Raw genomic sequence first — 24,599 nt, forward strand, 5'->3', positions numbered from 1 at the left:
CGTGCCCGTGGCACGGGAGCCTTCGGAGCCGGGATCGTCTCCCCGGTCAGAGACGTGCCCCGACGTCGGCGCCGTTGGACGGGCGCAGGAAGGACGAGGACGGGATCGAGCCGTCCGCCGCGCGGGGGCCGGTGATCGTGCCGGGGTCGGTGCCGGCGAAGGTCCAGGTGCCGCCGAGGTTCCAGGAGTTGCCCGAGCCCGAGGACGACGAGCCGAGCGAGACCTGCGTCGCGTTCGCCACCGACAGGTTCCTGGTGAGGGTGGAGTCGGAGTCGGCGAAGTCGAACCCGGTGCCGCCGTTGCGCCAGGCGGTGTTGCGGTCGGCGGTCAACCGGCCGGGGTTGCCGTTGTCGATGAAACCGCCGACCGCGTTGTCGAACGCGATCGAGTTGCGGATCACGTGGTCGGCCGCCGGGTCAGGGTCGCCGCCGCCGAGCTTGAAGCCGTTGCCGTCCCCGGTGTAGTCGGGCAGGTTCCACCGGTTGAACCCGTTGCCCCAGGCCACCGACGACTCCACGGTGATCGGGGACAGGAACATCCAGAAGTCCAGGCCGTCGTCGGAGTTGTTCCACAGCCGGGCGCCGCGCACCACGTTGCCGCTTCCCGAGCCCTCCTTGATGGCCAGGCCGTCGGCGCTCTCGCCGTTCTTGCGGGGGTCGCGGTTGCCGTAGGCGTCCAGGTCGATGATCTGGTTGCCGCCGGAGGCGCCCTGGAGGTGCAGGCCCGACTCGTAGTTGTCCCGGGTGATCAGGCGGTCGAAGACGGTGTTGTTGACGTCCAGGCCGAAGACGCCGTACGGGCCGTGGACGATCTCCAGGCCGATCAGGCGCCACCAGTCGCCCTCGATGTGGACGGCGCCCCGCTCGGGGCGCGGGATGCCGGCGCCGACCGCGCCGGGCGTGTGGGGCATGTTCTCCCCGTCGATGACGACCCGCTCGCCGTCGTGGTTGCGCATCGTGATGGGCAGGCCCGGCGTGCCGTTCTTGAGGATCTGGATGTTGGTGCTCGGCGCGTAGGTGCCACCGCGGATGACGATCGTGTGCCCCGGCTGCGCCAGGTCCACGGCCCGCTGGATCGTCCGCAGCGGTGACGCCTGCGTGCCCGGGGCGGCGTCGTCGCCGTCGGTGGCGACGTACAGCGTGCCGGCCGGCGGCGGCTGGTCGCCGGTCTCGACGTCGAGACGGTCGAGGTTGGGCAGGCCGAGGGCGGTCGTCGGGTTCAGCCGGACGGTGTTGGCGCCGGCGTTCAGCGGGACGGTCACGGTCGTGGTGGCCCACGTCGACCACGCGCCGGTGCCCGCGAACGGGAGGGTCCGCACGGTGGCCCCGTTGACGATCAGAGCGGCCGCGCGGGCCGCGGTGCCGTTGGCGAACCGGATGCCCAGGGTCGCCGTGCCCGCGGTGGTGGCGTTCACGGTGAACTGGGCGTGGGCGCCTGCGGCGTTGGTGCCGTTGCAGAAGCCGGTGCCGGAGTATCCGGCGTGGTTGGAGTCGATGGTGCCGGTGCAGACCGCGGGCGAGGTCTCGGCCTCGTAGCGGGTGGGCGCGGCGTGCGCCGCGTTCACCGGCAGTGCGACGAGCACACCGGCCAGCAGGGCGACGCACGCGTGAAGAGGCGTCAGGCGCATCCTTGGTCTCCAAGGGTCGTCGGTTCTTCCGGATCTTCAGGCCCTCGGTCCGCCGGGGGCCGTCCGCCCCGCCCCGCTGCACGCCGTCGCCGACCGTACCGTCCCGGCGCGGCGGTCATGAGGGCCACCGGGGACCGCGCCGTGAACAACCGGTTGCAGACACATTCGCGTCACATCGCGGAAACGTCAATACGTCCCGGAGAAGCTGCACATACCACCGGGTATTTCGCCTGGTCTTCTCGTGATTCCTGCAACAACCGCTTGCAAAAAGCGCGAGAAAACAGTGTGTCCTGCGGTATCGCACCGGTGGTGGCACGCCCGGACCCGTGACGGACGGCGGGAGCCGGGCGTGCCGTCCGGGCCCGCGATCGCCGCTCCCGCCCTGAAACTTTCACGGTCGCGCGGCCGCGGGACACGACCGCGGGCGCCCTCCCCTTTCCGCCGATGATGACCCCGGCCGGCGTGCCGCGAGCCGGTGGGCCGCCGCGCCGCGGACGGCCCCGTCCGCACGCGGGCCCTTCCCATGCCCGCCGGAGCGTGCTTAGCTTCGCTCCATCTAGGAAAGCGCTTACCGACCCATGGAGACGAAGGATGCGCCTCAAAGCCGTCACCACATGCGCCGGCCTGCTCGCCGTCGCGCTCGTCGGAGTGTCACCATCCGCCGCGCACGCCGCGCCCACCCGCTACGAGGCCGAGACCTCGCCCGCGGTCTGCACCGGCACCATCGACTCCAACCACGCCGGATACTCCGGCACCGGCTTCTGCAACGGCACCAACGCCGCAGGCGCCCACGCCCAGTTCACCGTGAACGCCTCGGCCGCGGGCACGGCGACGCTCGCGGTGCGCTTCGCCAGCGGGACCGGCAGCAGCCGTCCCGTCAGCCTGACCGTCAACGGCGCGGCCGCGCAGACGGTGTCGTTCGAGGGCACGGGAGCATGGAGCACCTGGGTCACCAAGACGCTGACCGTCACCCTGAACGCGGGAAACAACACGATCCGGTTCAACCCCACCGGCAGCGCCGGTCTGCCGAACATCGACCACATCGACGTGGAGGCGGGCGGCACGCCACCGCCGCCGCCCCCGGGCGACACGCTCTACGTGGCGCCGAACGGCACCGACGGCGCGCCCGGGACGCAGGCGGCCCCGACGACGCTCACCTCCGCGATCACCCGCATCGCCCCCGGCGGGACGATTTCCATGCGCGGCGGGCGCTACGACTTCTCGCAGACGGTCACCATCGCGCCGGGCAACAACGGCACCTCGGCCGCCCGCAAGAAGATCTCCGCCTACCCCGGTGAGACCCCGGTGCTGAACTTCTCGGCCCAGAGCGAGGACCCGGCCAACCGCGGCCTCGCCGTGGGCGGATCGTTCTGGCACATCCACGGCATCGTCGTCGAGCGGGCCGGTGACAACGGGATCCTCCTGGGCGGCAACGACAACATCATCGAGCGCACGGTGACGCGCTTCAACCGCGACACCGGGCTGCAGCTCTCGCGGCTGGTGGCCGGGGCGCCCCGGGAGCAGTGGCCGTCCCGCAACCTCATCGTGAGCGTGGAGTCGCACGACAACGCCGACTCCGACGGCGAGGACGCCGACGGCTTCGCCGCCAAGCTCACCTCGGGCCCGGGCAACGTCTTCCGGTACGCCGTCGCCCACAACAACATCGACGACGGCTGGGACCTGTTCACCAAGACCGACACCGGCCCGATCGGCGCGGTGACCATCGAGGACTCCCTCGCCTACGACAACGGCACCCTCAGCAACGGCGGCCAGGCCGGCAACGGCGACCGCAACGGCTACAAGCTCGGCGGCGAGGACATCTCGGTCGACCACGTCGTCCGGCGCAACATCGCCTACAACAACGGCAAGCACGGGTTCACCTACAACCGCAACCTCGGCACGATGACGGTGTCGAACAACGTCGGCGTCGGCAACACCGAGCGCAACTTCAACTTCGACGGCGGCTCGTCGGTGTTCCGCAACAACACCTCGTGCGACAGCGGGTCCAACGACCGGATCATCGGCAACTCCGACGCCTCGAACCAGTTCTGGTCCGGCTCGAACGGCTCCCGCTGCTCCTCCTACACCGGCGCACTGGGCTGGTCCTTCGCCGCGGACGGCCGCCTCGTCGTGACCTTCGGCGGCAGGCCCGTGACGCCGTAACGGCCTCCACCTGCCGATCGGCGCCGCACGGTCCCTCCACCGGCCGGCGCGGCACGGGCGGGCGGGGAGCGGGGGGCGGGGGCGGGTCGTGAGGTCCCGCCCCCGTCCCCGTCCCCGGCGCCCCCCGGGGAGAGGCTCAGGACGAGGCGCCCGGAAGGCTGTAGACCGCGCAGTCCGCCGAGCGGAACCGGAGCGTCGCGAACTCCCCGACCCTCGGGCTCAGTCCCTCCCGGCCCTCCTCGACGAAGAGCCAGCGCACCCCGTACCGCTCCTGCAGGCGCCGTACCGCCTCCGCCGAGGGTGCCCGGAAGACCGTCTCGTTCAGAGAGAGCCGCTCGGTGTCCCAGAACGGGATCTGCATCACCGACCCGCCCGGGCGCCACCGCTCCAGGTTCTTCGCGGTGTACGACCAGCCCTCGACCAGCACGCGCCGCTCGGTCAGCGCGGAGATCCAGAAGTGCCGGCTGTCACAGGGCGCTCCGGCCCGCCAGACGCAGTGCGCGTTCGTGGCGACCAGCTCGTCCGGGCGCGAGTGGGCCCGCAGCCAGCGCCCGGCCGCGAGCATCCCCGCCGGGACCTCCTGCGCCGCCGGCCGGCTCACCCGGTAGACGGCGTTCTCCCCGCCGCCGTACACGATCGACCAGGCGCGGGCCTGCCACGCGGAGAGCGGGCCGACGGCGGTGACCAGCGCGATCAGCAGGGCCCAGCCGCGCGGGCGCCGTCCGGCCTCGCGCAGGAACACCACCGCCGACAGCACCACGGCCGCCACCGCGAGGTAGGGCAGGTACAGGACGGCCTCGCTGCGGCCCGGGGCCAGCGGGACCCGCACGTCCGCCAGGACGCGGATCAGGCAGGCCAGGGCCACTCCCGCGACCGCCGCCCCCACCAGCGCCAGACGCGGCACGCCCGTCCCGCGTACGGCGGTCAGGAATCCGTAGGACGCGGCGACCGCCAGATAGGGGTAGGCGCCCTGGAGGAAGTAGCCCTGGTTCAGGGCCGGTCCCCCCAGCAGCAGCACCGCGCCGATCCCGGCGGCGCCGACGCCCAGGACGAGGACGGTGCCGGGACGCGCGAGCGAGCGCGGCCGGCTCAGCAGCCCGGCGATCCCGCACCAGGTGACGGCCCAGCACGCGGCGTACAGCAGGGTGATCCCGAGCAGGGAGGCCGGTGAGGGCTGGGCGTGCTCCCCGAGGCCGGTCAGCTCGCCCCAGGTCCTGCGCATCATCGCCAGCGGATCGAGGGACATCGCCTGCCGGGCACCGCCGAACAGCACCGCCTGCGCGTACAGCAGGCAGGCGAGGGCCGTCGCGAGCGCGCCGAGCACGGTCCACGGCGGCCTGCGCCGCCTGACCCCCTCGGCCACGCCCAGCGCCGCGAGCGCCACGACCAGCATGGGCAGGTACGTCGCCTTGGCCCCGGCCACCGCCGCCAGCAGGATCGCCGTCAGCGTCCACCGCCCGGCGCCGTACCGCCGGCGTCGCTCGAAGAGGTCGATCAGGAGCAGGACCACCGGGGCGAACAGCAGGGCCCCGAAGGTCTGGGTGGGGCTCTCCCACGCGGAGTGCTGGACGCCCGTCCAGGTGAGCAGCCCGTTCGCGTTGGCGTACAGGCTCGGCACCGCCACGAAGACCGTGCCCGCCACGGACAGCGCCGATCCCGCCCTGGAACCGGTGACGCGGTGCCCGATCGCCCCCACCAGGACGACGAAGGCGACGAGCATCGGGAACATGCCCAGGCGGAAGAGCAGGACCAGGGGTTCCAGGCCGGTGACCCAGCTCGCCGCGGCCAGGTGCGCGTAGACGAACCAGTGGTACAGCAGCGGCTCCCCGGCGACCACGGGCACCGTGGGCGGCACGTGGTGCCTCAGCTCGCCGATCAGCGCCAGGTGGTACGGCATGTCGAACAGGGACGTCCCGGCCGCGGGCCAGGTCAGGGCGGTGGTCCTGAAGTAGGTGAAGGCGCTCCAGGCGGTCACGTGGACGACGAGCAGCGCGAGGAACCACGCGTACCAGGCCGGTTCCCCCGGGCGGGCCGCGCCGCGGAAGTGCGCGCGCAGCCGGGGGACGGCGGCGAAGACGGCGTACGCGCCGAGCGGCCAGAGCAGGACGAGCAGCGGCGCCCCGGCCGCCCGCGCGGCGAGGTAGACGGGCACCTCGACGGCGTACCCGAGCGCCAGCCCGAGCGCGAGCTCCTCGGCGAACGCGAGCGTGCGCGCCCCCCGGTACAGGGCCCGGACCAGCAGCAGCCCCGGGAACGCCACCCCGAGCGCGACGTAGCCGCCGAAGAGCAACGTGTCGGTGACCGGGACCCCGTACAGGCGCAAAGCGGCCACCACGACGACGGCCGCGAACACCGCCGGAGCCCATGTCCGGGTCCGGCCCCAGGTGCGATCCGCCCTTTTGAAGGGTGTTTTCCGTCTTCTCCGTGAAAGGACCGTCCCGGATACGGACGCGGGTGTTCCGGTTTCCGCCGTGACCTCCGGTGAACCGGGCGCGGAATCCTGATCGGTCACAGATTCTGTCATACGTGCGATTCTGGCGACCCGGATGCGCGGGCCGGGCGCGCGACCCCGTACCGGGAGATGTTTTACCGGCCGTTTGTGCAGCTCGGAGCCTGTGTCCGGACGGACGGCGCGTCACCGGAGCGGCCGTGGTGAAACGCTCCCGGAAAGGCGGACGGTCCCCGCCGGAGAACGGCGCGAACCGGGACCGCGGCCTTTTCGCGGATGTTCCGCCGTCGTTTCCCGCCGACACCGTCCCCACGGGGGGCGACATCCACCGGCGGCCCCGGAAGGTGCGTTACCGTCGAATACCCGGCCCGGCCCCGATGGACCGGATCCTTATTCGCGACATCACCCGGAACGGGGATTCCCATGCTCGATTTCCTCATCGGCAGCGGACGCTGTGGTTCCACCCTCCTGTACGAGGTCCTCACCCGCCATCCGCGGGTGGGGTTCGTCACCAACCTGGACGACCGCTTCCCCCGGACCCCGGACGTGGCCAAGCGGATCGGCGGCGGGATCTACCGCAGGACACCGGCCGGTTTCCCGGAGAAGCGGCTGCGTCCCTGCGAGGCCCACCGCGCGCTGAGGCGCGAGGTGTCCCCGCTGGTCGTCGACTCCTTCCAGGATCTGACGGCCGCCGACGCCACCCCCTGGCTGGCCGGGCGGCTGAGGACGTTCTTCGAGACCCGGGCCACCGTCCAGCGGGCCGGGCACTACCTGCACAAGTTCACCGGCTGGCCGCGGGCCGCGTTCCTGCACGAGGTGTTCCCCGAGGCGCGGTTCGTGCACATCGTGCGGGACGGGCGCGCGGTGGCCAACTCGTGGCTGCAGATGCCGTGGTGGCGCGGGCACCTGGGGGCGCCGGGGTGGCACTTCGGCCCGCTGCCCGAGCACTACGCCCGCGAGTGGGAGGAGCAGGGCCGCTCGCAGGTGCACCTGGCGGGCATCGGCTGGAAGCTGCTGATGGACGCCACCGAGACGGCGCGGGCCGCGCTCCCGCCGGAGTCGTGGCTGCAGGTGCGCTACGAGGACCTGCTCGACGACCCGCGCAAGCAGACCGACCTGGTCCTGGAGTTCCTCGGGCTCACCTGGACGCCCGCCTTCGAGCGGGACTTCGGGCGCCGCGCCTTCTCCTCCGCCCGGTCCGAGGCGTTCCGGCGGGACCTGACCCCCGCCCAGGTCGCGCTGCTCGACCGTTCCCTGTCCGGTCACCTCCACGACCTGGGCTACCGGCTCTGACCGCGGGGGCGCGCCCGGCCGGCGCCGCCCCCTCCAGAGTCGTCCCGGTGACCGCCCTAGACGCGCCGTACGGGGCGTGCTCAGACGCGGCGCGCCGTCTGCGCCAGCTCCTCGTAGAGGCTCTCGAACCACTCCGCCGTGCCCGCCATCTCGACGGTCTCCGCGCTGGCGGCCGCCCCGGACCGGAGCCGGCGGTGCACGGCCGGTTCCATCGCCCGGAGGATCCCGGCGGCCAGCGCGTCCGGCGACTCCGGCTGCGTCAGGATGCCGTTCCAGCCGGAGGAGACCAGCTCCGGGATCCCGCCCACGTCGGTGGAGACCACCGGCACCCCGGCGGCGAGCGCCTCCATGACCACCACGGGCAGCCCTTCGTAGTGCGAGCTCAGCACCAGCAGGTCGGCCGCGGCGACCAGCCTCCTGGCCTGGCGCACCCGGCCCAGCACGCGCACCCGGTCGCGCAGGCCGCGCCGCTCGATCTCGCGGACGACGTCCTCGCGCAGCGGCCCGTCCCCGGCCAGCAGGAAGACCGCGTCGTCCCGCTCGGCCAGCACGGTGGCGGCGGCCCGGATCAGCAGCGCGTGGTTCTTCTCCGGCCGGAAGTTGGCGACGCAGACCACCAGGAACGCCCGCTCGGGCACGTCGAACCGGCGCCTGACGATCCCCGAGCGCAGCGCCCAGGAGCGCTGCTCGGCGACGTCCACGCCGTGCACCCGGGTCAGCAGGCGGCGGGCCCCGCGCACCGAGGGGGAACGCGCCACCTGCGAGGAGACCGCCACCGTCCGGTCGTCGAGCCTGCGGGTGAGGTAGTCCAGGGCCATGCTGGCCGCCGCCGTCAGCCGCCGGAACCGCACGGTGGTCGGCCTGCGGCAGTAGTGGACGGTGGACACCAGGACCGGCCGCCGCGGGGTGAGCCGGGCGGAGAGCCAGAGCGCGGCGGCCGGGGTCGGCGAGTGCACGTTGAGCACGTCCGGGGCGAGCCTGCGGACGACCCGGACCAGGCGGGCGTAGACCAGCGGGCGCGGGTCCGGGCTGAGGTCGACGACGGCGATCCCGGACGCGCGCAGCCGGTCGATGAGCTCGCCGGTGGAGGCCTGCAGGCACACCACCGTGTAGTCCTTGTTCACCCTGGGGGCGCGCCGCAGCCGTTCGACGAGGAGCACCTCCACCCCGCCCGCGTCGAGGGTCTTGACGACCTCGCACACCCGCAGTTCCCTCGGCGTGCCGCCGGGCGGCCGGGACGGCCCGCTCACCGGACGACCCCGGGGACGGCCGCGGGCCCCGGTGGCGGCGCGGGGTCGGGCACGCGCCCGGACGCGGTGAACCGGAACCGCCGGGGACCGGTCGTGGTCCAGGCGAGCGCGGAGAGCAGGCTGACGATCAACATGATGGGCATCCGCTGGCGGAAGATCAGGCCGATGTTGGCCATGGTGGTCGCGTAGGCGATCGTGCCGGGGATGATGAACAGCACCAGGACGAACAGCAGCGTCCGGTTCCAGACCCACAGGCGGCGGCCGCCGCGCAGCGCGCTGTAGAGGAGGTAGTACCAGATGAACGTGTCCACCTTTCCGAGCTGCAGCGTCATGCTGCCCGACGTCCAGGGGAACGGGGCCAGCAGCGTGTAGAGCAGCTTGGGGGCGAGCTCGCTCCAGGCGTCGCCGCCGTCCTCGAACAGCACGCCCGACCCTCCCCCGGCGTTGGCCCGGCGGACCGACTCCGACTGCCCCACCTCCAGCTGCTCCTGCAGCATGGTCAGGGAGGCCCCGCCGTCCATCCCGGCGAGCAGCACCAGCAGGGGGATCAGCAGCAGGGTCGAGACGATCATGGAGCGCAGGGTGAGCTTCCGCCTCATCGGCGAGAGCCCGACCGTCAGCGGCAGGGCGCACATGAACACCATGTAGGGGCGTACGTGCCAGATCATCCAGAGCAGCGGGATCATCAGGATCAGCTTGCGCACGTCGAAGCGCTGCACGTTCGAGACCACCAGCCACAGGCAGGTGACGACGAGGAAGGCGTTGATGCCGTCCTTGAACGTGTCGGAGGTGTGCAGCAGCAGGGCCGGCAGGAAGGCGACCACGACGAACAGCCGGAACGCCGCCTGCTCACTGGCCCCGATGAGCTGCGCGAACCGGTACATGACAATGCACAGCAGGCAGGCCAGGGTGGCCACCACCGCCGTGCAGCCCAGCGCGGCCGGCCCGTCGCACAGGTAGACGACCAGGGCGAAGAGGTTGCAGGGCACCTCCATGGAGTGGATGGAGGCGATCTGGTCGGCGGTGACGAACCGGAAGCCCGCCTGCCTCCAGTAGGTGGCGATCTCCCCGGCCCTGGCCAGGTAGGTGCGGTTGTCCCCGCCGTACTCGATGAGGCCGGGTCGCATCACCATGACGTGCACGACCAGGCGGGCGACGAAGGCGAGGAGCAGCACCGGAAGCAGCCGGTTGGCCTGCCGCACCCCCAGTCCCGTGTAGGTCACGAAGATCAGGAACGCCGCCAGGAAGGCGACGAGGAAGTACTCCATGAATCGGGTTCACCTCGAAGACGCGTCAGGGGCGTGCACCGCCGAGGACACCCGGCGGGCCGGCGGAGGGGTCATTTGACGCCGCGGACGACGTACATCCCGCGCCGGCGCCCGATCGAGACCTCGCGCAGCCCCAGGTCCTCGGTCCAGCGCCTGATCGTCCGGCGGAACTGCGGCTTCTCGTAGCGCGGGGAGAGCCAGTCGAAGGTGTCCAGCACCGACCACTCCCGCATCGTCTCGGCGTCCTTCAGCCCCAGGTGGCGGTGGTTGGCCACCGGCACCAGCCGGGCGAGCCCCTGCCCCACGCCCGGTACCGAGCTGAGCGCCATGGACAGCGGCAGCAGGCGCGGCACCGCCCGTTCCACCAGCGGGTACAGCCGCTCGGGAGGCATCCGCCGGGTGAAGGGGCGGATCAGCTGCCGCAGGTGCGGGTAGGCGACCGGAGCCGCGTAGACGTCGACGCAGAACCGGCCCCCCGGCCTGAGCTGGTCGAGCAGCGTCGTGAACGTCCGCCGCACGTCCGGCGTGTGCTGGATGACCCCCAGGCAGACCAGGAAGTCGAAGGACTCGCGCGGGAAGGGCGGCTCGTACACGCTCGCCTGGACGAGCCTGAGGTTGGGGAAGCGGCCGTTGGAGGCGGCGTTGGCGTGCACGGCTCCGGACAGGTCGAACGAGGTCACCAGGGCGCCGGTCTCGCAGAGCACCTCGGTGAACCGGCCCGCCCCGCTGCCGCACTCCAGCACGGTCCTGCCCCGCAGCTCGGCGGCGGACCAGCCGCTCGCGGTCATCAGCCGGTCGCGTGAGATCGGCATGCCGACGTGGGAGTCGAGCTGCGTCAGCCGGTGCCTGTTCCACTGGAACCCGAACCCGTCGGCGTAGCCGTCCCGGGGGACGAAGCGCGGGATCCCGCGGTCGACGGGGTACCTCGCCCCGCACCGGACGCACCGCAGCGCGCTCCGGTCGTCGAAGGCGCCGTTGAACCCGCCGGTCCCGCCGTCGAGCGTGCCGCCGGGCGTGCCCTCGGCCCCACCGGAGCCGCCGGAGCCGCCGTGCAGCGGGCCCCGGCACCGGGGGCAGCAGAGCGGCGGGTGCCGGGTGACGCCGGTGCCCGTACCGCCGGTCTTGTCTTCCGCAAAGGTCATCCGGCCACCCGTTCAGCGAGAGGGAAGGAAAGGGACGCGGCGTCGCGGCCGGATCCCGGGGTCCGCCGCGGGCGTCCGCCGGGCGGGCCGGCGCGCGTGCCGGGCGCCGGCGACGAGCCGGAGTCATGCCTTCCGCCACGTTCGTTCACACGCTCACACGCCGCCGCCCGCGCGCGGCGCGCGGCGGCTCCCCCGCGAGCAATGATCTTCACGATCCTTACCCGGCCTTGGGACACCTGGCCGCGGGACGCCCGGTGGCGGAACGCCCCTTGGCGGAACGCCCGGCGACACGCCCCCGCGGCCCGCTGGCCGGTGACACCCCGCTCCGTTACCGTGATCTTGCAGAACGTCACCGACGGGGGCCGCCCGCGCCGGCGAACGGGCACGGGCCTGCGGGCGCCGGCCGACGAGCGTCACCGAGCAATGGAGGACCCGATGTGCGGGATAGCCGGAGTCGTGTCGACGTCGCGTCCCGATCCGGAGCTGGTGCGCCGCATGTGCGACGTGATCGTGCACCGGGGCCCGGACGGCGCCGGTTTCCACACCGACGAGCACGCCGCGCTCGGCATGCGCAGGCTCGCCATCGTCGACGTGGCGACCGGGCACCAGCCCGTCCACAGCGAGGACGGGCGGGTCGTGTCGGTCTTCAACGGGGAGCTCTACAACTTCCCCGAGCTGCGGCGGGAACTGACGCGGCAGGGGCACCTGCTGCGCTCGTCCGGCGACTCCGAGTGCCTGGTCCACCTGTACGAGGAGCACGGCCCCGACCTGGCCCGGCTGCTGCGCGGGATGTTCGCCTTCGCCGTCTGGGACCGCGACCGGCAGCGGCTGGTCCTGGCCAGGGACCGGGCCGGCAAGAAGCCGCTGTACTGGTGGGCCGACGGGACCTCGATCCGGTTCGGCTCGGAGCTGAAGTCGCTGGCCTGCGACCCCGGCATGCCCCGCGAGATCGACCCGGTGGCGCTGCACCACTACCTGACCTACCGCTACGTCCCCGCCCCCTGGTCGATCTACCAGGGCGTGCACAAGCTGCCCCCCGGTCACGTGCTGGTCTGGGAGCGGGGCCGGATCACCGTGGACCGCTACTGGCGGCTGGACCGCACCCCGCGGGCGGTGACCGACGTCCGCGAGGAGGAGGAGCGGCTGCGGGAGCTGATCCTGGAGGCGACCCGGGTCCGGATGGTGAGCGAGCGTCCCATCGGCGCGTTCCTGTCCGGCGGGATCGACTCCTCCGCGGTGGTGGCCGCGATGGCCATGCAGAGCCGCGACCCGGTCAAGACGTTCTGCGTCGGCTTCGACGACGGCCGCTACGACGAGCGCGCCGAGGCGCGGCTGGTGGCCGAGCGTTACTCCACCGACCACCACGAGCTCATGGTGACGGCCGACGTCCCGGACGTGCTGCCGCTGCTGGCCTGGCACTTCGACGAGCCGTTCGCCGACTCCTCGGCCGTGCCGAGCTTCTACGTGGCACGGCTGAGCCGGCGGCACGTCACCGTGGTGCTCAACGGGGACGGCGGGGACGAGTGCTTCGGCGGCTACCAGCGCTACGCCCTGATGAACCAGGCCGCCAGGATCCCGGCCATGCCCGGCGCCCTGGCGGCCATGTCGGCCCGCGCGGGCACCCGCATCACCGAGCAGAGCCGCTACCGCTCACCCGCGCGGCTGCTGGGACGGTTGATGCGGTTCGCCGCCGAACCCCCCGCGCGGCGCTACGCCGGGCTGATGTCCTGCTTCACGCCCGAGCAGAAGGACGAGCTGTACGAGCCCGCGCTCCGTGAGCGGCTGGCGGGGGTGGACAGCGGCGCGCTGCTGGAGGAGGCGTTCCTGGCCTCCTCGGCGACGACCACGCTGGGCCGGGTGATGGACGTGGACACCACCGGCTACCTGCCGTACGACCTGCTGGTGAAGGTCGACATCACCACGATGGCCAACTCCATGGAGGCCCGCTCCCCCTTCCTGGACCACCACCTGATGGAGTGGGCGGCCGGGCTGCCCGACCCGCTGAAGGTCCGTGACCGGAGGACCAAGCTGCTGCTGCGGCGGGCGGTCGCGCCCTGGCTGCCCGCACGGCTGCACAACCGCCCCAAGCGGGGGTTCGGCGTGCCGCTCGCCGCATGGCTCCGGGGCGAGCTGCGCGACCTCGCCCACGACGCGCTCACCGACGACACCGCCCGCGGCCGGGGGCTGTTCCGGCCGGAGGTCGTGGCCGATCTGCTGCGGCGGCACGACGAGGGCGCCGACCACGGCGACCGCCTCTGGGCGCTGCTGCAGTTCGAGCTCTGGCACCGCGCGCACGCGGTCCCGGACGGCGCCGTGCCCGCGGAGATCGGATGCCCGGGGTCCTGAGCGGGAGCACCGCCCTGAAGCGGGCCGTGCAGACGATGGCCAGCCACCTGGTACGGCTGACGCTGGCGGCGCTGACGGGCATCCTCATCGCGCGTACCCTCCAGCCGGAGGGGCGGGGCGTCTACGCGATGATCGCGACCACCGGCGGGATCGCGATCGTGCTGGGCAACCTGTCGATCGGCAGGTCGCAGATCGCGCTCTGGCCCGACCCGGCGCGGCACCGCGCGCTGACGGGCAACGGCCTGCTCCTGGGGTTGCTGCTCGGTGTGCTGTCGGCGCTGGTGACGCTGGCGGCGGTGACCGCGCTCGTGCCCGTCCCCGCGCCGCACCTGCTCGTCGTCGCCCTGCTGGCGGTGCCGTTCGGCGTGGCGGCGGTCAACCTCAACGGGATCGCGCTGCTGCGCTCGCGCAGCGACCTGGCCAACCGGGGCGTGGTCGCGACGGCGCTCGTGCTGAACCTGCCGATCCTGGTGCTGTCGGCCGCCGGGAGGCTCACCGTGGCGGCGGTGATCGTCTGCTGGACGCTCGCGATCACCGCGCCGTTCTGGCTGCTCCTCGCGGGGCTCGGGCCGCGCGCCATGCGCGTCGAGGCGGCGCTCGCCCGCCGCCAGCTCGCCCTGTCGTGCCGCTACCATCCCGGGCTGGTCGCGTTCCACCTGCTGCTGAGCGCCGACATCTTCCTGCTCGGCGCCCTGGCCTCCCCGGCCGAGGTGGGCCTGTACACGGTCGGGACGGCCTTCCTGACCTTCTCCCGGGTGCCGGCCGACGCGGTCACCCAGGTGGTCCTGCCCCGCCAGACGGTCGTGGACGGCGCCGACGCCCGGGACGTCACCGTCCGGGTGCTCCGGCTCAACCTGGCGCTCTCGGCACTGTTCGCCGGCGCGCTGGCGGCCGTCTCGCCCGTGCTCGTCCCCCTGCTGTACGGCGCCGCGTTCACCGGCAGCGTGACGCCGCTGCTGCTGCTGGCCCCCGGCATGGTCGCGCTCTCGCTGCTGCGGCCGGTCGAGCAGTACCTGATCCGCCTGGAGCGCCCGACGACCATGACCGTCATCGCCGCCGGCGCCCTGGCGCTCGACCTGGCCCTGAACGCCGTCCTCATCCCCCGCTGGGGAGCCTCCGGAGCGGCACTGGCCGCCAGCGTGAGCTACACGGCGATGGCCGCGACCGAGATCGCCTGGTTCGCCACCAGAACCTCCACCCCCCTGCGCGCCCTCCTCCCCCGCCCCTCCGACCTGAAAGCCGCCCTCAGACCCACCACCCCGATCACCACTCCCCCATGAGGACACGCCGGGGACCGGCCCCATGAATCCCCCGCCAGGGACTCCCCGTGAGGCCGCGCCGGCGACTGGACCGAGGAGGGAGGGGTCGTGAGGAACGAACGATCCCTCCCGACGAGGGAAGGAGCCGGATCAGAGCGGCCTCACCGCGACGCGCAGCGTCGCCATGAACACAGAGCCGGATCAGAGCGGCCTCACCGCGACGCGCAGCGTCGCCATGAACACAGAGCCGGATCAGAGCGGCCTCACCGCGACGCGCAGCGTCGCCATGAACACAGAGCCGGATCAGAGCGGCCTCACCGCGACGCGCAGCGTCGCCATGAACACAGAGCCGGATCAGAGCGGCCTCACCGCGACGCGCAGCGTCGCCATAGACGCAGCTACATCACGTTTAGGTAGGGAGTAGGAAAAACATCGCGCCGCTCCCGTGATGGTGTCGGCGGACGGATCGGGTGGAGAACTAGTTTCTCCGACGTGAGCCAGGCCTGTCAGCAAGGAGCCTCCATGAAGCCAGACGGCCGGATTCGCGTTATGGAGATCATCGCGCGAATGAACGTCGGCGGTCCCGCCACCCAGGTCTCGGGGCTGCACGAGCGTCTGAACCGCGAGGAGTTCGACCACCGTCTCTACACCGGCCACGTCGGCGCCGGGGAGGGTGACCACCTGCTGCTGCACGGCGCGCGCGCCCCGGTGCACCGGGTCCCGGGCCTGGGCCGCTCGGTCAGGCCCGGTGACGACCAGCGCGCCCTGTACTGGCTGGTCCGCGCCATGCGGTCGTTCCGGCCGCACATCGTGCACACCCGTACCGCCAAGGCCGGCGCCCTGGGGCGGGTGGCGGCCCGGCTGTCGGGCGTCGGCGCGGCCCGGGTCCACGTCTTCCACGGCCACCTGCTGCACGGCTACTTCTCCCCCTTCAAACGCGGGCTCTACGTACGGTCGGAACGGCTGCTGGCGCTGCTGTCGGACCGGCTGGTGACGGTCGGGACCCGGGTGCGGGACGAGCTGCTGGAGGCGGGGATCGGCCGGCCCGAGCAGTACGTCGTCATCCCGCCCGGGGTGCGGCTGGGGCCGGTGCCCGCCCGCGAGGCGGCCCGCGCCGCGCTGGGCCTGCCGCAGGACGCGCCCGTGGTGGCGTACGTGGGGCGGCTGACCGGGGTGAAGCGGCCCGACCGGTTCGTCACGGTGGCCCGTACCGTGCTCGGCCGCGTCCCGAACTGTCACTTCGTGGTGTGCGGCGGGGGCGAGCTCGCCCGGACGATGGAGCGGGAGACGGAGTCCATGCGCGGCTCCTTCCACCTGCTGGGCTGGCGCGCGGATCCCGAGACGGTCTACGCCGCGGCCGACGTGGTCCTGCTGACCTCCGACAACGAGGGCACCCCGGTGACGCTCGTCGAGGCGGGGATGGCGGGCGTCCCGGTCGTGTCCACCCGGGTGGGGAGCGTGGCCGAGGTCGTCAGGGACGGCCACACCGGTCTGCTGTCGGGTGCCGGGCCGGACGAGCTGGCGGCGCACGTCGTCCGGTTGCTGAACGATCCCGCGCTGGCCCGGCGGATGGGCGAGGCGGCCCGCGACTGGACCACGTACGCCTTCGCGGTGGACCGCCTGGTCGCCGACACCGAGAACCTGTACCGGTCGCTGTGCCCGGTTCCCGGCCACGATCCGCTGCCCGAGCGGAGCAGCCGATGAGGGTCCTGGTGACGGGCGGCGCGGGTTTCATCGGCGCGCACATGTGCCGGACCCTGGCGGCCAGGGGCGACGTGGCGCGCGTCACGGTGCTGGACGACCTGAGCAGCGGCGATCTCGCCAACCTGGACGGGGTCGGGGCCGAGGTGGTGACCGGCAGCATCCTGGACCGGGACCTGCTGGGCGACCTGGCGGCCGACGCCACGCACGTGATCCACCTGGCCGCGCGGCCGTCGGTGCCCCGGTCGCTGGCCGATCCGATGGCCTCGCACACCGTCAACGCGACCGGCACCCTGCACGTGCTGGAGGCGTGCCGCGCCGGGCGGCCGCACGTGATCCTCGCGTCGTCCTCCTCGGTGTACGGCGACCGTCCCGAACCCCGCAAGCACGAGGACCTGCCCACCAGGCCGCTCAGCCCGTACGGGGCCGGGAAGCTGGCCGCGGAGGCCTACACGCTGGCGTACGCGGCCAGCTACGGCCTGCCGGTCCTGCCGTTCCGCTTCTTCAACGTCTACGGGCCGCTGCAGAGCGCGGGTCACGCCTACGCGGCGGTGATCCCGGCGTTCGTCTCGGCCGCGCTGCGCGGCGAGGCGGTGCCGCTGCACGGCGACGGCGGGCAGGCGCGGGACTTCACCTATGTGGGGTCGGTGACCGAGATCCTCGCCGACGCCGCGGCCCGGGGGGTGACGAGCGCCAAACCGGTGAACCTGGCCTTCGGCACCCGTGTCTCGCTGCGGCAGCTGATGGACGTCCTCGGCGAGATCCTCGGCCGCACGATCGAGACGGTCCCGCTGCCGCCGCGCCGGGGTGACATCCGCGAGTCCCAGGCCTCCAGCCGCCTGCTGCGCGAGCTGTTCCCCGGTGCGTGCCCGGTCTCGCTCGAGGACGGGCTGCGCAGGACGGTGGCCTGGTTCGAGGGGACGCGGGCACCGGGCGCGGACGCGAGACTCGGCGCGCCCGCGTGAACCACCGCCGCCTCCTGCCGGCAACCCAGTTCTCTCCAAGCACGCGATGAGGAGCAGCACGTGAGCAAGGCATCAAGAACCCGCTATCTGATAACGGGTGGCAGCGGATTCATCGGATCGCATCTGGCCGACGCGCTGCTCGCCCGCGACGACTCCGTCGTCGTCCTGGACAACCTCTCGACGGGGCGGCTGGAGAACCTCCGGCCCCACCCCGACCTGCACTTCGTGCACGGTTCGGTGCTGGACGAGCTCATGGTGGACGAGCTGGTCCACCGGTGCGACGTGGTGGTGCACCTGGCGGCCGCGGTCGGCGTCAAGCTGATCGTCGAGCAGCCGCTGCGGTCCCTGACGACCAACATCCGGGGCTCGGAGATCGTCATCGAGGCCGCGCACCGCTACCGCAAGAAGATCCTGATCACCAGCACCAGCGAGATCTACGGCAAGAACTCCTCGGGCGCGCTGCGCGAGGACTCCGACCGCATCCTGGGCAGTCCCGCCGTGGTCCGCTGGGCCTACAGCACCGCCAAGGCCGTGGACGAGATCCTCGCCAACGCCTACCACAAGGAGCGCGGCCTGCCGACGATCATCGTCCGGCTCTTCAACACCGTGGGCCCGCGGCAGAGCCCGACGTACGGCATGGTCATCCCGAGCCTGGTCCGCCAGGCCCTGTCGGCCGCGCCGCTCACGGTCTTCGGCGACGGGACCCAGACCCGGTGCTTCGCCCACGTCGCCGACGTGGTGGACGCGCTGCTGGGGCTGCTCGACGAGGAGGCGGCGATCGGGGAGACGTTCAACATCGGCTCCTCGGACGAGGTCAGCATCCTGGAACTGGCGAAGATGATCATCGGTTTCACCGGCTCCACCTCCGGGATCGAGCTGGTGCCCTACTCCGAGGCCTACGAGCAGGGATTCGAGGACATGACCCGCAGGGTCCCGGACACGACGAAGCTCCGTGCCCTCACCGGCTGGGTTCCGCGGCGCGCTCTCGACGAGATCCTCATGGAGATCATCGGCGCGTCCTCCGGGGCTCCGGCGACGTCCCCGCGGTGAGCGGGACGATCGCCCTCACTGCGGGGACGGCCTGCCTGCTCAGCGCGGTGGCCGTGGTGCCGCTGCGGCGCCTGGCGCTGCGCTGGGACCTCACCGACCAGCCCGGGGGGCACAAGGCGCACTCCCGCCCGACCCCCTACCTCGGCGGCATCGCGATCACGGTGGGCACCGTGGTGCCCACCGTGGTCGCGCTCGGCCTGGCCGACCTGCAGATCGCCGCGATCCTGCTGGCCGCCACCGCGGTGTCCCTGCTGGGGCTGATCGACGACATCTCCCCGCTGTCGGCGGTGACCAGGCTGACCGTGGAGACCGTGGTGGCCGTGGGGGTGGTGCTCTCCGGTGTCCAGGCGACCGTGACCGGGACGTGGCTGGACGCCGTGCTCACGACGGTGTGGATCGTCGTGATGACCAACTCCTTCAACCTGCTGGACAACATGGACGGCGCGCTGGGCTCCGTCACCGCCGTGGCCGCGGCGCTGCTCGCGGTGACGGCGCTGCTGCAGGGCCATGTCGCGCTCGCGGTGCCGCTGGTCGCGCTCACCTGCGCCTGCCTGGGTTTCCTGCCCTACAACTGGGCGCCGGCGAGGGTGTTCATGGGCGACTCGGGATCGCTGTTCATCGGGTTCACGCTGGCCTGCTCGGCGACCGTGCTGGTCGCGGGACGCCCCCCGGACGCGACGATCGCCGGGCTGTTCCTGCCGACCTTCGTCGCGACCGTGGACACCTGCGTGGTCTTCCTCTCCCGGGTGCTGACCGGCCGGTCGCCGCTGCAGGGCGGCACCGACCACGTGTCGCACCGGCTGCGGCGCGCCGGGCTGGGGACCCGCTCGGTCGCCGTCACGCTGGGCGCGATCACGGCGGTCACCGGTGCCCTCTGCCTGGCCACGGCGCTGGGCCGGATGCCCCCGCTCGTCGCGACGGCCGTGGCCGGTGCGATCGCCGGTGGCCTCGTCGGCATGCTGCGGGACATGAGCGTCCGCGTTTCCGTCCGAACCCCCCAGCCCCTCCAGAGAATCCGCGAAAGGCGGCGTTGACATGGAACTGCTCTACTACGTACGGCTCGCGCGCCGGAACTGGCCGCTCATCCTGCTGTCGTTGATGATCGCGGTGGGCGCGGCGGTGACCGTCACGGCCAACACGCCGCCGAAGTACGTCGCGACGATCTCCATGCTGGTCTCCGGTCACGACAAGGAGGGCAGCCTGTCCACCGCGTACCAGGCGGGCATCCTGTCGGCGCAGCGGGTGCAGTCCTACGCCACCCTGCTCTCCACCCGGCGGGTGCTCAGCCGGGTCACCGACGACGCCGACGTGGAGCGGCTGCAGTCGAACATCACGGCCGAGGCGGTGCCCGGCACGGTGCTGCTGCGCGCCACGGTCGCGGACACGGTGCCCAAGCGGGCCGCCGAGCTGGCGAACGACCTGGGGGCGAGCTTCGCCGACCTCATCGACCAGATCGAGCGGCCCACCTCCTCCAGCCGTCCCACGGTGAAGGTCACGGTGGTGGACCACGCCGAGGTGCCGCAGGAGCCGGTCAGTCCCAAGCCCGTGGTCAACCTGCTGATGGCCGTGCTGCTGGCCCTGCTGACGGTGATGGCCGTCATCGTGGTCCGCGACCACCTGGACACCACCATCAAGACGCCGGAGGCGCTGCAGGAGGCGTCGGGCAGCTCGACCCTGGGGATCATCGGCTACGAGCGGGACGCGCGGCACCAGCCGCTGATCCTGCGCGCCAACGGCCGCTCGTCCAGGTCGGAGGCGTTCCGCACGCTCCGTACCAACCTGCAGTTCATCGGGATCGACCGCCAGCCCAGGTCGCTCGTGGTCACCAGCTGCCTGCCGGGCGAGGGCAAGTCCTCGACCTCGGTCAACCTGGCCATCACACTGGCCCAGGCCGGATGGCGGATCGTCCTGGTGGACGGCGACCTGCGCCGTCCCACGATCCCCCGCTATCTCGGCATCGAGGGGACCACGGGCCTGACGGACGTGCTGATCGACAGGGCGCGTCTGAAGGAGGTCATCCAGGTCTGGGGCGAGCCGGGCATGTCGGTGCTGCCGAGCGGGCAGATCCCGCCGAACCCGAGCGAGCTGCTCGGCTCGGGCGGGATGCGCGAGGTGCTGACCCAGCTGACCGAGACCTACGACATGGTCATCATCGACGCGCCGCCGCTGCTGCCGGTGACCGACGCCGCGACGCTCAGCGCTTTGTGCGACGGCACCCTGCTGGTCAGCCGGCACGGCAAGACCCGCCGCGAGCACATGGTCCGCGCCGCCGCGCTGCTGGCGTCGATCAACGCCCGGGTGGTGGGAACGGTCCTGAACTTCGTCCCGCCCCGGCACGAGACCTACTTCGGGTACGGGTACGGGTACGGGTACGGCTACGAGCCCGAGGTCAAGCGTCCGGTGGGGGTGTGAGCAGCCGGAGCGGGGCGGCCAGGTACCGGGTGATGGTCCGCCCCGTCATCCGGTAGGCCAGCCAGGACCTCCCGTAGGGGTCGTCGATGTCGGACTCGTCGACGCGTACCAGACCGCGCAGGGCCCGCGCCTCCTCGACCAGGGCGCGGGCCCTGCGCACGGGGTCGTGGTGGCGCAGGATCCTCTCCGGCGGCACGGCCTGGGCCAGCGCGCCGAACTCGGCGACGGTGAAGGTCCGGGTGGCCGCGGCCAGGTGCAGGGCCACCGCCTGCGCGCGGTGCCTGCGGGTGGCGGTCAGCACCAGGTCCGCGTCGGCCACCAGGCGGGGGGTGAGCAGGCGGGAGGTGAACCCGGCCGGGTCGCCGCCGAGCCGGGCCAGGGTGTTCCCGGCGCGCCTGTCCATCTCCATCCCGGGCTGGGCGTGCGTGCCCGCGCTGCCGATCCGCAGCGCCGGGCAGGGCCCCAGTGCCGAACGGGCCAGCCGTTCGGCCAGCGGGGAGCGGCAGATGTTGGCGGTGCACACGAACAGGATGTGGAAGCGGACGCCGTCCCTCGGCGCCTGCGCGTCCCTGGGGTCCCGCCAGCAGCGCGTGCCGCAGTCCTCGTGCCCGGGCGGGGCCTTCTCGCCGCCCGCGGGGACCGCGCTCCGCTCCCCGGTCACGCGCCCCTGCGTGGTCCCGGTGGTCCCCGGCGAAGCCCTCATGACGAGAGGGTAGATCCGTGCCGGTACGCGGCAGGCCGCGGCGCACCGCTCTTTGCCCTTTCATACCGGCCCGGCGTCGTCACGGGAGGCATCCCCGCGCGTCCTGGGTGACGCGGGTCCGCTGCGGCCGGACCAGCGGCTGCACCGGGACCAGCGGTGGTTCGCTCGAGACGGGTTCGGTCAGCTCGAGCTCCAGGACCCTGGACTGGCCGGGGGCGAACTCCACCATGGTGGAGTAGACCGGACGGGACCGCTCGGTCTCCCGGATGATCGGCGCCCGGTCGCCGTCGAGCCGGGCCGCGGTGACCTCCGCCCCGACGCCCGCGTACAACGACACCCACAGCAGGTTGGACCCGGGACGGTGCCGTCCCATGCCGGCGTTGTCGAGCCGGCCGGTCACGTAGGAGGGCAGGGTCTTCCTGGGGACGTCGTTGGTCAGGCGCACGCGCACGGTCGAGGAACGCCTGCCGTCCCGGCAGGGGCCGAGCCGGTAGTGCAGCGAGCGTTCCAGGTAGTAGTCGAGCTTGCCACCGGCGGAGTTGTTGACCACCAGGGCGGCGAACGGCCCCGGCCGGGACGGCAGCACGCCGCCGAGGGGGGTGCGCGCCAGCAGCCGTTGCTCGGCCCGGTGACGGCTCCAGACCTGCAGCCGCCGGTCGGCCGCCATCCCGGCCAGCACGGGGAGCAGCCGGGCGGGTTCGGCGAATGCGGCGGGCAGGGCCTCGCCGACGGCGCGGGCGATCCCCATGAGGAACACCTTGCGCGCCAGGGGGTCGGGATAGCGGGCGTAGGCCACCCGCTCGGTGAGGTCGACGACGTTCCCCGCCGTCACGACCTCCCCGCCGGGCGCGGTGACCGGGCCGATCACCCGGAGCAGATGGGCCAGGCCGACCGGGTCGGTGGCGATGGCGCCGTCGAGCCGGGTGCGGGCCTGGCGCTCCCACAGGCCGGTCCAGATGGCCGCGGCGTAGGGGAAGTGCGGGGAGAGGTTGGAGACCGACAGCATCCGGGTGGCGTTCGGCCCGTAGCGGCCGAGGAATCCACGGCCGGGGTCGGTGACGGGGACGGGGCTGGTGTCGAGGTCGTTGTTGGAGGAGAGCCGCTCGATGACGACCTTGCCCCGGTCGAGCCGCAGGATGCCGAAGGCCCCCACCAGTCCCCCGGTGCCGCGCGCCTCGGCGTTGGTCTGGAAGGCCAGGAAGTAGCGCCGCGGATCGTCGCCCCCCAGCATCGGGGGGAGCAGCGCGGCGGCGGTCACCGCGTCGTCCAGCGTGCCGCGCAGCTCGTCGATCTCCCGCAGCGCGGTGCCGCGGGCCTGGTCGAGCTCGTCCACGCCGGTCCGCGCCGGGGTGGACGCCAGGCGCGAGCTCACCCGGGCGAGCCGGGCGACGGCCTCGTCCAGGACCGGTGCCGCCGTCTCGACGGCGGCCAGCAGCCGCCTCGGGCCCCCCGGCGAGGGGGTGCCCGCGGTGATGAACGCCGCACCGACGCGCTGGAGGTCGTTCAGCACGCCGGTCAGTTCGGCCACCCCCTCGGACAGTCCTCGTACGGTGCTCGCGGCCCCTCCCACCATCGGGACGTGGGTGAGCAGCGACCAGTCGGCACCCGCGGTCAGCCGCCGCGCCTCGGCCGCGTGCCGGGCGGCGTCCGCGAGCGGTGCGGCGACGAGCGACGGCTGTCCCGCGCTCACCGCCGCGCGCAGCCGGAGCAGCGCGCCCCGGGTCGCCTCCAGGTGGTCCCGTACGCTCAGACCGAGGTGCGCCGACCAGCCCCCGGCCGACACGAGGACGGCGACGAGGGCCAGCAGGCAGATGACGGCGGTCCGGCGGTGACGTCTAGCGGGCACTGGACGATCGACGGCGCCGGATGGAGATCAGGGTGCCGACGATCCCGGCGGCCAGCAGGCCCCCGCCGACCGTGGCCACGGTCGACACCGGCGTTCCGGTGAAGGGCAGCTTCTCCCCCGAGCCCCAGGAGGCGTCGCGGAAGCATCCGCCGCCACCGCAGCCGCCGCCGCAGCGGTCACCCTCGCAACCGTCGCGGGCCTCGAGTGCGAGCAGCGCGACGTTCCTGGCCTTGAGGGCCAGGTTCTCCGCGGCCTTGGCCAGGTCGGCCGCCGCGGAGGCGAGCTCCTCGGCCTCGGACGCCACCCGTGCGGCGTTGGTCGCCACCGCGGCCGCGGCGGCGTTGGTCGGTGCCGCGAGCGCCGCGATGGCCGCGGCGTCGGAGGCGATGTCCGCCGCCCGGTCCGCGATCGCCTCGGCCCTGGCGGCGATGTCCCTGGCCCTGGCGGCGATCCTGCCCGCCTCGGCCGCGATCCAGGCGAGGTCGCCCGGGCGGGCGACCGCACCGCCGGAGACGATCGGCCGGGAGGCCGAGACGAGCTCCACGGTGCCGGGCGCGAGCCTGGCCGCGTTCGCCTCCGCGGCCTGCGCGTCGTTGAGCGCCTCCCTCGCGTCGTCGACGGCCTCCTCCGCGGCGTCGAGAGTGGCTCCGCCGACGTCACCGGCGACGTCCTCCGCCGCGGCGGCGATGTCCTCGGCGTCGGACGCGACGCCCTCGGCCTCCGCAGAGACCGCTTCGGCGTCGTCCGCGACGTCCTCGGCCTCGAGGGCGATCCGGTTGGCCGAGGCGGCGTAGTCGATGACGGGCGGATACGGCTGTGCGTGGAAACCGGCGACCGAGGCCGGAAGCCCGGTTCCGGCGGTCGCGGTTCCGGCGATTCCAACGCCCAGCCCGCTCCCGGCCATCACCGTAAGAAGGATGGACATTGTGTATTTTTTGACCATTTCGAACTCCTCATGGCAAGTATTCAGGCCAGGAGCACAGCGCTTGGAACACAAGCGACATGCCTCCGGAACCCGTTATATTTGACTATCGAAAAAGGCGGCTTATCCGGCTCACCGCCCTTACCGAATGATCACTCACTGTTCTCCGATCTTTGATGTTCACGGGCGAGGCGGGTTCATCC

General features: G+C 72.8%; 17 protein-coding genes. 9 read left to right on the forward strand and 8 right to left on the reverse strand.

The genetic code is table 11. From position 1 onward, the window contains the following. Nucleotides 1-46: 46 nt before the first annotated feature. A complete protein-coding gene (locus tag ACZ6RT_RS23385) occupies nucleotides 47-1,627 on the reverse strand; it encodes a right-handed parallel beta-helix repeat-containing protein (protein ID WP_470156071.1) in 1,581 nt (526 codons plus the stop codon). A gap of 591 nt (nucleotides 1,628-2,218) precedes the next feature. Between ACZ6RT_RS23385 and ACZ6RT_RS23390 the strand changes: the two genes are divergently transcribed. Further along, nucleotides 2,219-3,790, forward strand: a complete 1,572-nt coding sequence (locus ACZ6RT_RS23390) for a carbohydrate-binding protein (protein WP_470156073.1) — start codon at nucleotides 2,219-2,221, stop codon at nucleotides 3,788-3,790. 136 nt (nucleotides 3,791-3,926) lie between these two features. On the opposite strand, the gene ACZ6RT_RS23395 is transcribed toward ACZ6RT_RS23390, so the two are convergent. After that, nucleotides 3,927-6,143 carry a hypothetical protein gene (locus tag ACZ6RT_RS23395; RefSeq protein ID WP_470156075.1) on the reverse strand — a complete coding sequence of 739 codons (2,217 nt, stop codon included), beginning with the start codon at nucleotides 6,141-6,143 and terminating at the stop codon, nucleotides 3,927-3,929. A 519-nt stretch (nucleotides 6,144-6,662) separates the two neighbouring features. On the opposite strand from ACZ6RT_RS23395, the gene ACZ6RT_RS23400 reads away from it, so the two are divergent. Further along, a complete protein-coding gene (locus tag ACZ6RT_RS23400) occupies nucleotides 6,663-7,532 on the forward strand; it encodes a sulfotransferase family protein (RefSeq protein ID WP_470156077.1) in 870 nt (289 codons plus the stop codon). Nucleotides 7,533-7,612: 80 nt separating this feature from the next. Here the strand turns inward: ACZ6RT_RS23400 and ACZ6RT_RS23405 are convergent, their stop codons facing one another. The 3 genes from ACZ6RT_RS23405 to ACZ6RT_RS23415 all read right to left on the reverse strand — a co-directional run bounded on the left by ACZ6RT_RS23405 (nucleotide 7,613) and on the right by ACZ6RT_RS23415 (nucleotide 11,192). Then, a complete protein-coding gene (locus ACZ6RT_RS23405; protein WP_470156079.1) occupies nucleotides 7,613-8,782 on the reverse strand; it encodes a glycosyltransferase in 1,170 nt (389 codons plus the stop codon). Next, nucleotides 8,779-10,050, reverse strand: a complete 1,272-nt coding sequence (locus tag ACZ6RT_RS23410; protein ID WP_399193094.1) for a hypothetical protein — start codon at nucleotides 10,048-10,050, stop codon at nucleotides 8,779-8,781. The genes ACZ6RT_RS23405 and ACZ6RT_RS23410 overlap by 4 nt, the downstream gene beginning before the upstream one ends. 71 nt (nucleotides 10,051-10,121) lie before the next feature. Further along, complete coding sequence (locus ACZ6RT_RS23415) at nucleotides 10,122-11,192, reverse strand: methyltransferase domain-containing protein (protein WP_470156081.1); 1,071 nt, start codon at nucleotides 11,190-11,192, stop codon at nucleotides 10,122-10,124. Between the two features lie 435 nt (nucleotides 11,193-11,627). Here ACZ6RT_RS23415 and asnB point away from each other — a divergent pair, with 435 nt between their 5' ends. The 7 genes from asnB (at nucleotide 11,628) to ACZ6RT_RS23450 (ending at nucleotide 20,925) form a co-directional block, all read left to right on the forward strand. Continuing rightward, nucleotides 11,628-13,538 carry an asparagine synthase (glutamine-hydrolyzing) gene (gene asnB / locus ACZ6RT_RS23420; protein WP_470156083.1) on the forward strand — a complete coding sequence of 637 codons (1,911 nt, stop codon included), beginning with the start codon at nucleotides 11,628-11,630 and terminating at the stop codon, nucleotides 13,536-13,538. Continuing rightward, a complete protein-coding gene (locus ACZ6RT_RS23425; RefSeq protein ID WP_470156085.1) occupies nucleotides 13,523-14,818 on the forward strand; it encodes a lipopolysaccharide biosynthesis protein in 1,296 nt (431 codons plus the stop codon). Before asnB ends, ACZ6RT_RS23425 begins: the two co-directional genes overlap by 16 nt. A gap of 546 nt (nucleotides 14,819-15,364) precedes the next feature. Further along, nucleotides 15,365-16,501, forward strand: a complete 1,137-nt coding sequence (locus tag ACZ6RT_RS23430) for a glycosyltransferase (RefSeq protein WP_470156087.1) — start codon at nucleotides 15,365-15,367, stop codon at nucleotides 16,499-16,501. Next, nucleotides 16,498-17,463: an NAD-dependent epimerase/dehydratase family protein gene (locus tag ACZ6RT_RS23435; RefSeq protein WP_470156089.1), complete on the forward strand. Its 966-nt coding sequence runs from the start codon at nucleotides 16,498-16,500 to the stop codon at nucleotides 17,461-17,463. Before ACZ6RT_RS23430 ends, ACZ6RT_RS23435 begins: the two co-directional genes overlap by 4 nt. Nucleotides 17,464-17,523: 60 nt before the next feature. After that, on the forward strand, nucleotides 17,524-18,513 hold the full coding sequence (locus ACZ6RT_RS23440; RefSeq protein ID WP_470156091.1) for an NAD-dependent epimerase/dehydratase family protein: 990 nt from the start codon (nucleotides 17,524-17,526) through the stop codon (nucleotides 18,511-18,513). Further along, nucleotides 18,510-19,547, forward strand: coding sequence for a glycosyltransferase family 4 protein (locus ACZ6RT_RS23445; RefSeq protein ID WP_470156093.1), 1,038 nt, complete (start codon nucleotides 18,510-18,512; stop codon nucleotides 19,545-19,547). Before ACZ6RT_RS23440 ends, ACZ6RT_RS23445 begins: the two co-directional genes overlap by 4 nt. A gap of 1 nt (nucleotide 19,548) precedes the next feature. Further along, nucleotides 19,549-20,925 (forward strand): tyrosine-protein kinase domain-containing protein, encoded by a 1,377-nt coding sequence (locus ACZ6RT_RS23450; protein WP_470156095.1) that lies wholly within the window; start codon nucleotides 19,549-19,551, stop codon nucleotides 20,923-20,925. Here the strand turns inward: ACZ6RT_RS23450 and ACZ6RT_RS23455 are convergent. The 3 genes from ACZ6RT_RS23455 to ACZ6RT_RS23465 all read right to left on the reverse strand — a co-directional run bounded on the left by ACZ6RT_RS23455 (nucleotide 20,903) and on the right by ACZ6RT_RS23465 (nucleotide 24,399). After that, on the reverse strand, nucleotides 20,903-21,628 hold the full coding sequence (locus tag ACZ6RT_RS23455) for an arsenate reductase/protein-tyrosine-phosphatase family protein (RefSeq protein ID WP_470156097.1): 726 nt from the start codon (nucleotides 21,626-21,628) through the stop codon (nucleotides 20,903-20,905). The genes ACZ6RT_RS23450 and ACZ6RT_RS23455 overlap by 23 nt on opposite strands. Nucleotides 21,629-21,707: 79 nt before the next feature. After that, nucleotides 21,708-23,474, reverse strand: a complete 1,767-nt coding sequence (locus ACZ6RT_RS23460) for a DUF4012 domain-containing protein (RefSeq protein WP_470156099.1) — start codon at nucleotides 23,472-23,474, stop codon at nucleotides 21,708-21,710. Next, nucleotides 23,464-24,399 (reverse strand): hypothetical protein, encoded by a 936-nt coding sequence (locus ACZ6RT_RS23465; protein ID WP_470156100.1) that lies wholly within the window; start codon nucleotides 24,397-24,399, stop codon nucleotides 23,464-23,466. Before ACZ6RT_RS23465 ends, ACZ6RT_RS23460 begins: the two co-directional genes overlap by 11 nt. Nucleotides 24,400-24,599 lie beyond the last annotated feature (200 nt).

This window comes from Streptosporangium sp. NPDC050148, assembly GCF_055586505.1.

Excerpts from the sequence above, each read along its gene's own strand:
- ACZ6RT_RS23385 (WP_470156071.1), bottom strand. The coding sequence starts at position 1,627 with ATGCGCCTGACGCCTCTTCACGCGTGCGTCGCCCTGCTGGCCGGTGTG.
- ACZ6RT_RS23390 (WP_470156073.1), top strand. The coding sequence starts at position 2,219 with ATGCGCCTCAAAGCCGTCACCACATGCGCCGGCCTGCTCGCCGTCGCG.
- ACZ6RT_RS23400 (WP_470156077.1), top strand. The coding sequence starts at position 6,663 with ATGCTCGATTTCCTCATCGGCAGCGGACGCTGTGGTTCCACCCTCCTG.
- ACZ6RT_RS23410 (WP_399193094.1), bottom strand. The coding sequence starts at position 10,050 with ATGGAGTACTTCCTCGTCGCCTTCCTGGCGGCGTTCCTGATCTTCGTG.
- ACZ6RT_RS23415 (WP_470156081.1), bottom strand. The coding sequence starts at position 11,192 with ATGACCTTTGCGGAAGACAAGACCGGCGGTACGGGCACCGGCGTCACC.
- asnB (WP_470156083.1), top strand. The coding sequence starts at position 11,628 with ATGTGCGGGATAGCCGGAGTCGTGTCGACGTCGCGTCCCGATCCGGAG.
- ACZ6RT_RS23425 (WP_470156085.1), top strand. The coding sequence starts at position 13,523 with ATGCCCGGGGTCCTGAGCGGGAGCACCGCCCTGAAGCGGGCCGTGCAG.
- ACZ6RT_RS23430 (WP_470156087.1), top strand. The coding sequence starts at position 15,365 with ATGAACGTCGGCGGTCCCGCCACCCAGGTCTCGGGGCTGCACGAGCGT.
- ACZ6RT_RS23435 (WP_470156089.1), top strand. The coding sequence starts at position 16,498 with ATGAGGGTCCTGGTGACGGGCGGCGCGGGTTTCATCGGCGCGCACATG.
- ACZ6RT_RS23450 (WP_470156095.1), top strand. The coding sequence starts at position 19,549 with ATGGAACTGCTCTACTACGTACGGCTCGCGCGCCGGAACTGGCCGCTC.
- ACZ6RT_RS23455 (WP_470156097.1), bottom strand. The coding sequence starts at position 21,628 with ATGAGGGCTTCGCCGGGGACCACCGGGACCACGCAGGGGCGCGTGACC.
- ACZ6RT_RS23465 (WP_470156100.1), bottom strand. The coding sequence starts at position 24,399 with ATGTCCATCCTTCTTACGGTGATGGCCGGGAGCGGGCTGGGCGTTGGA.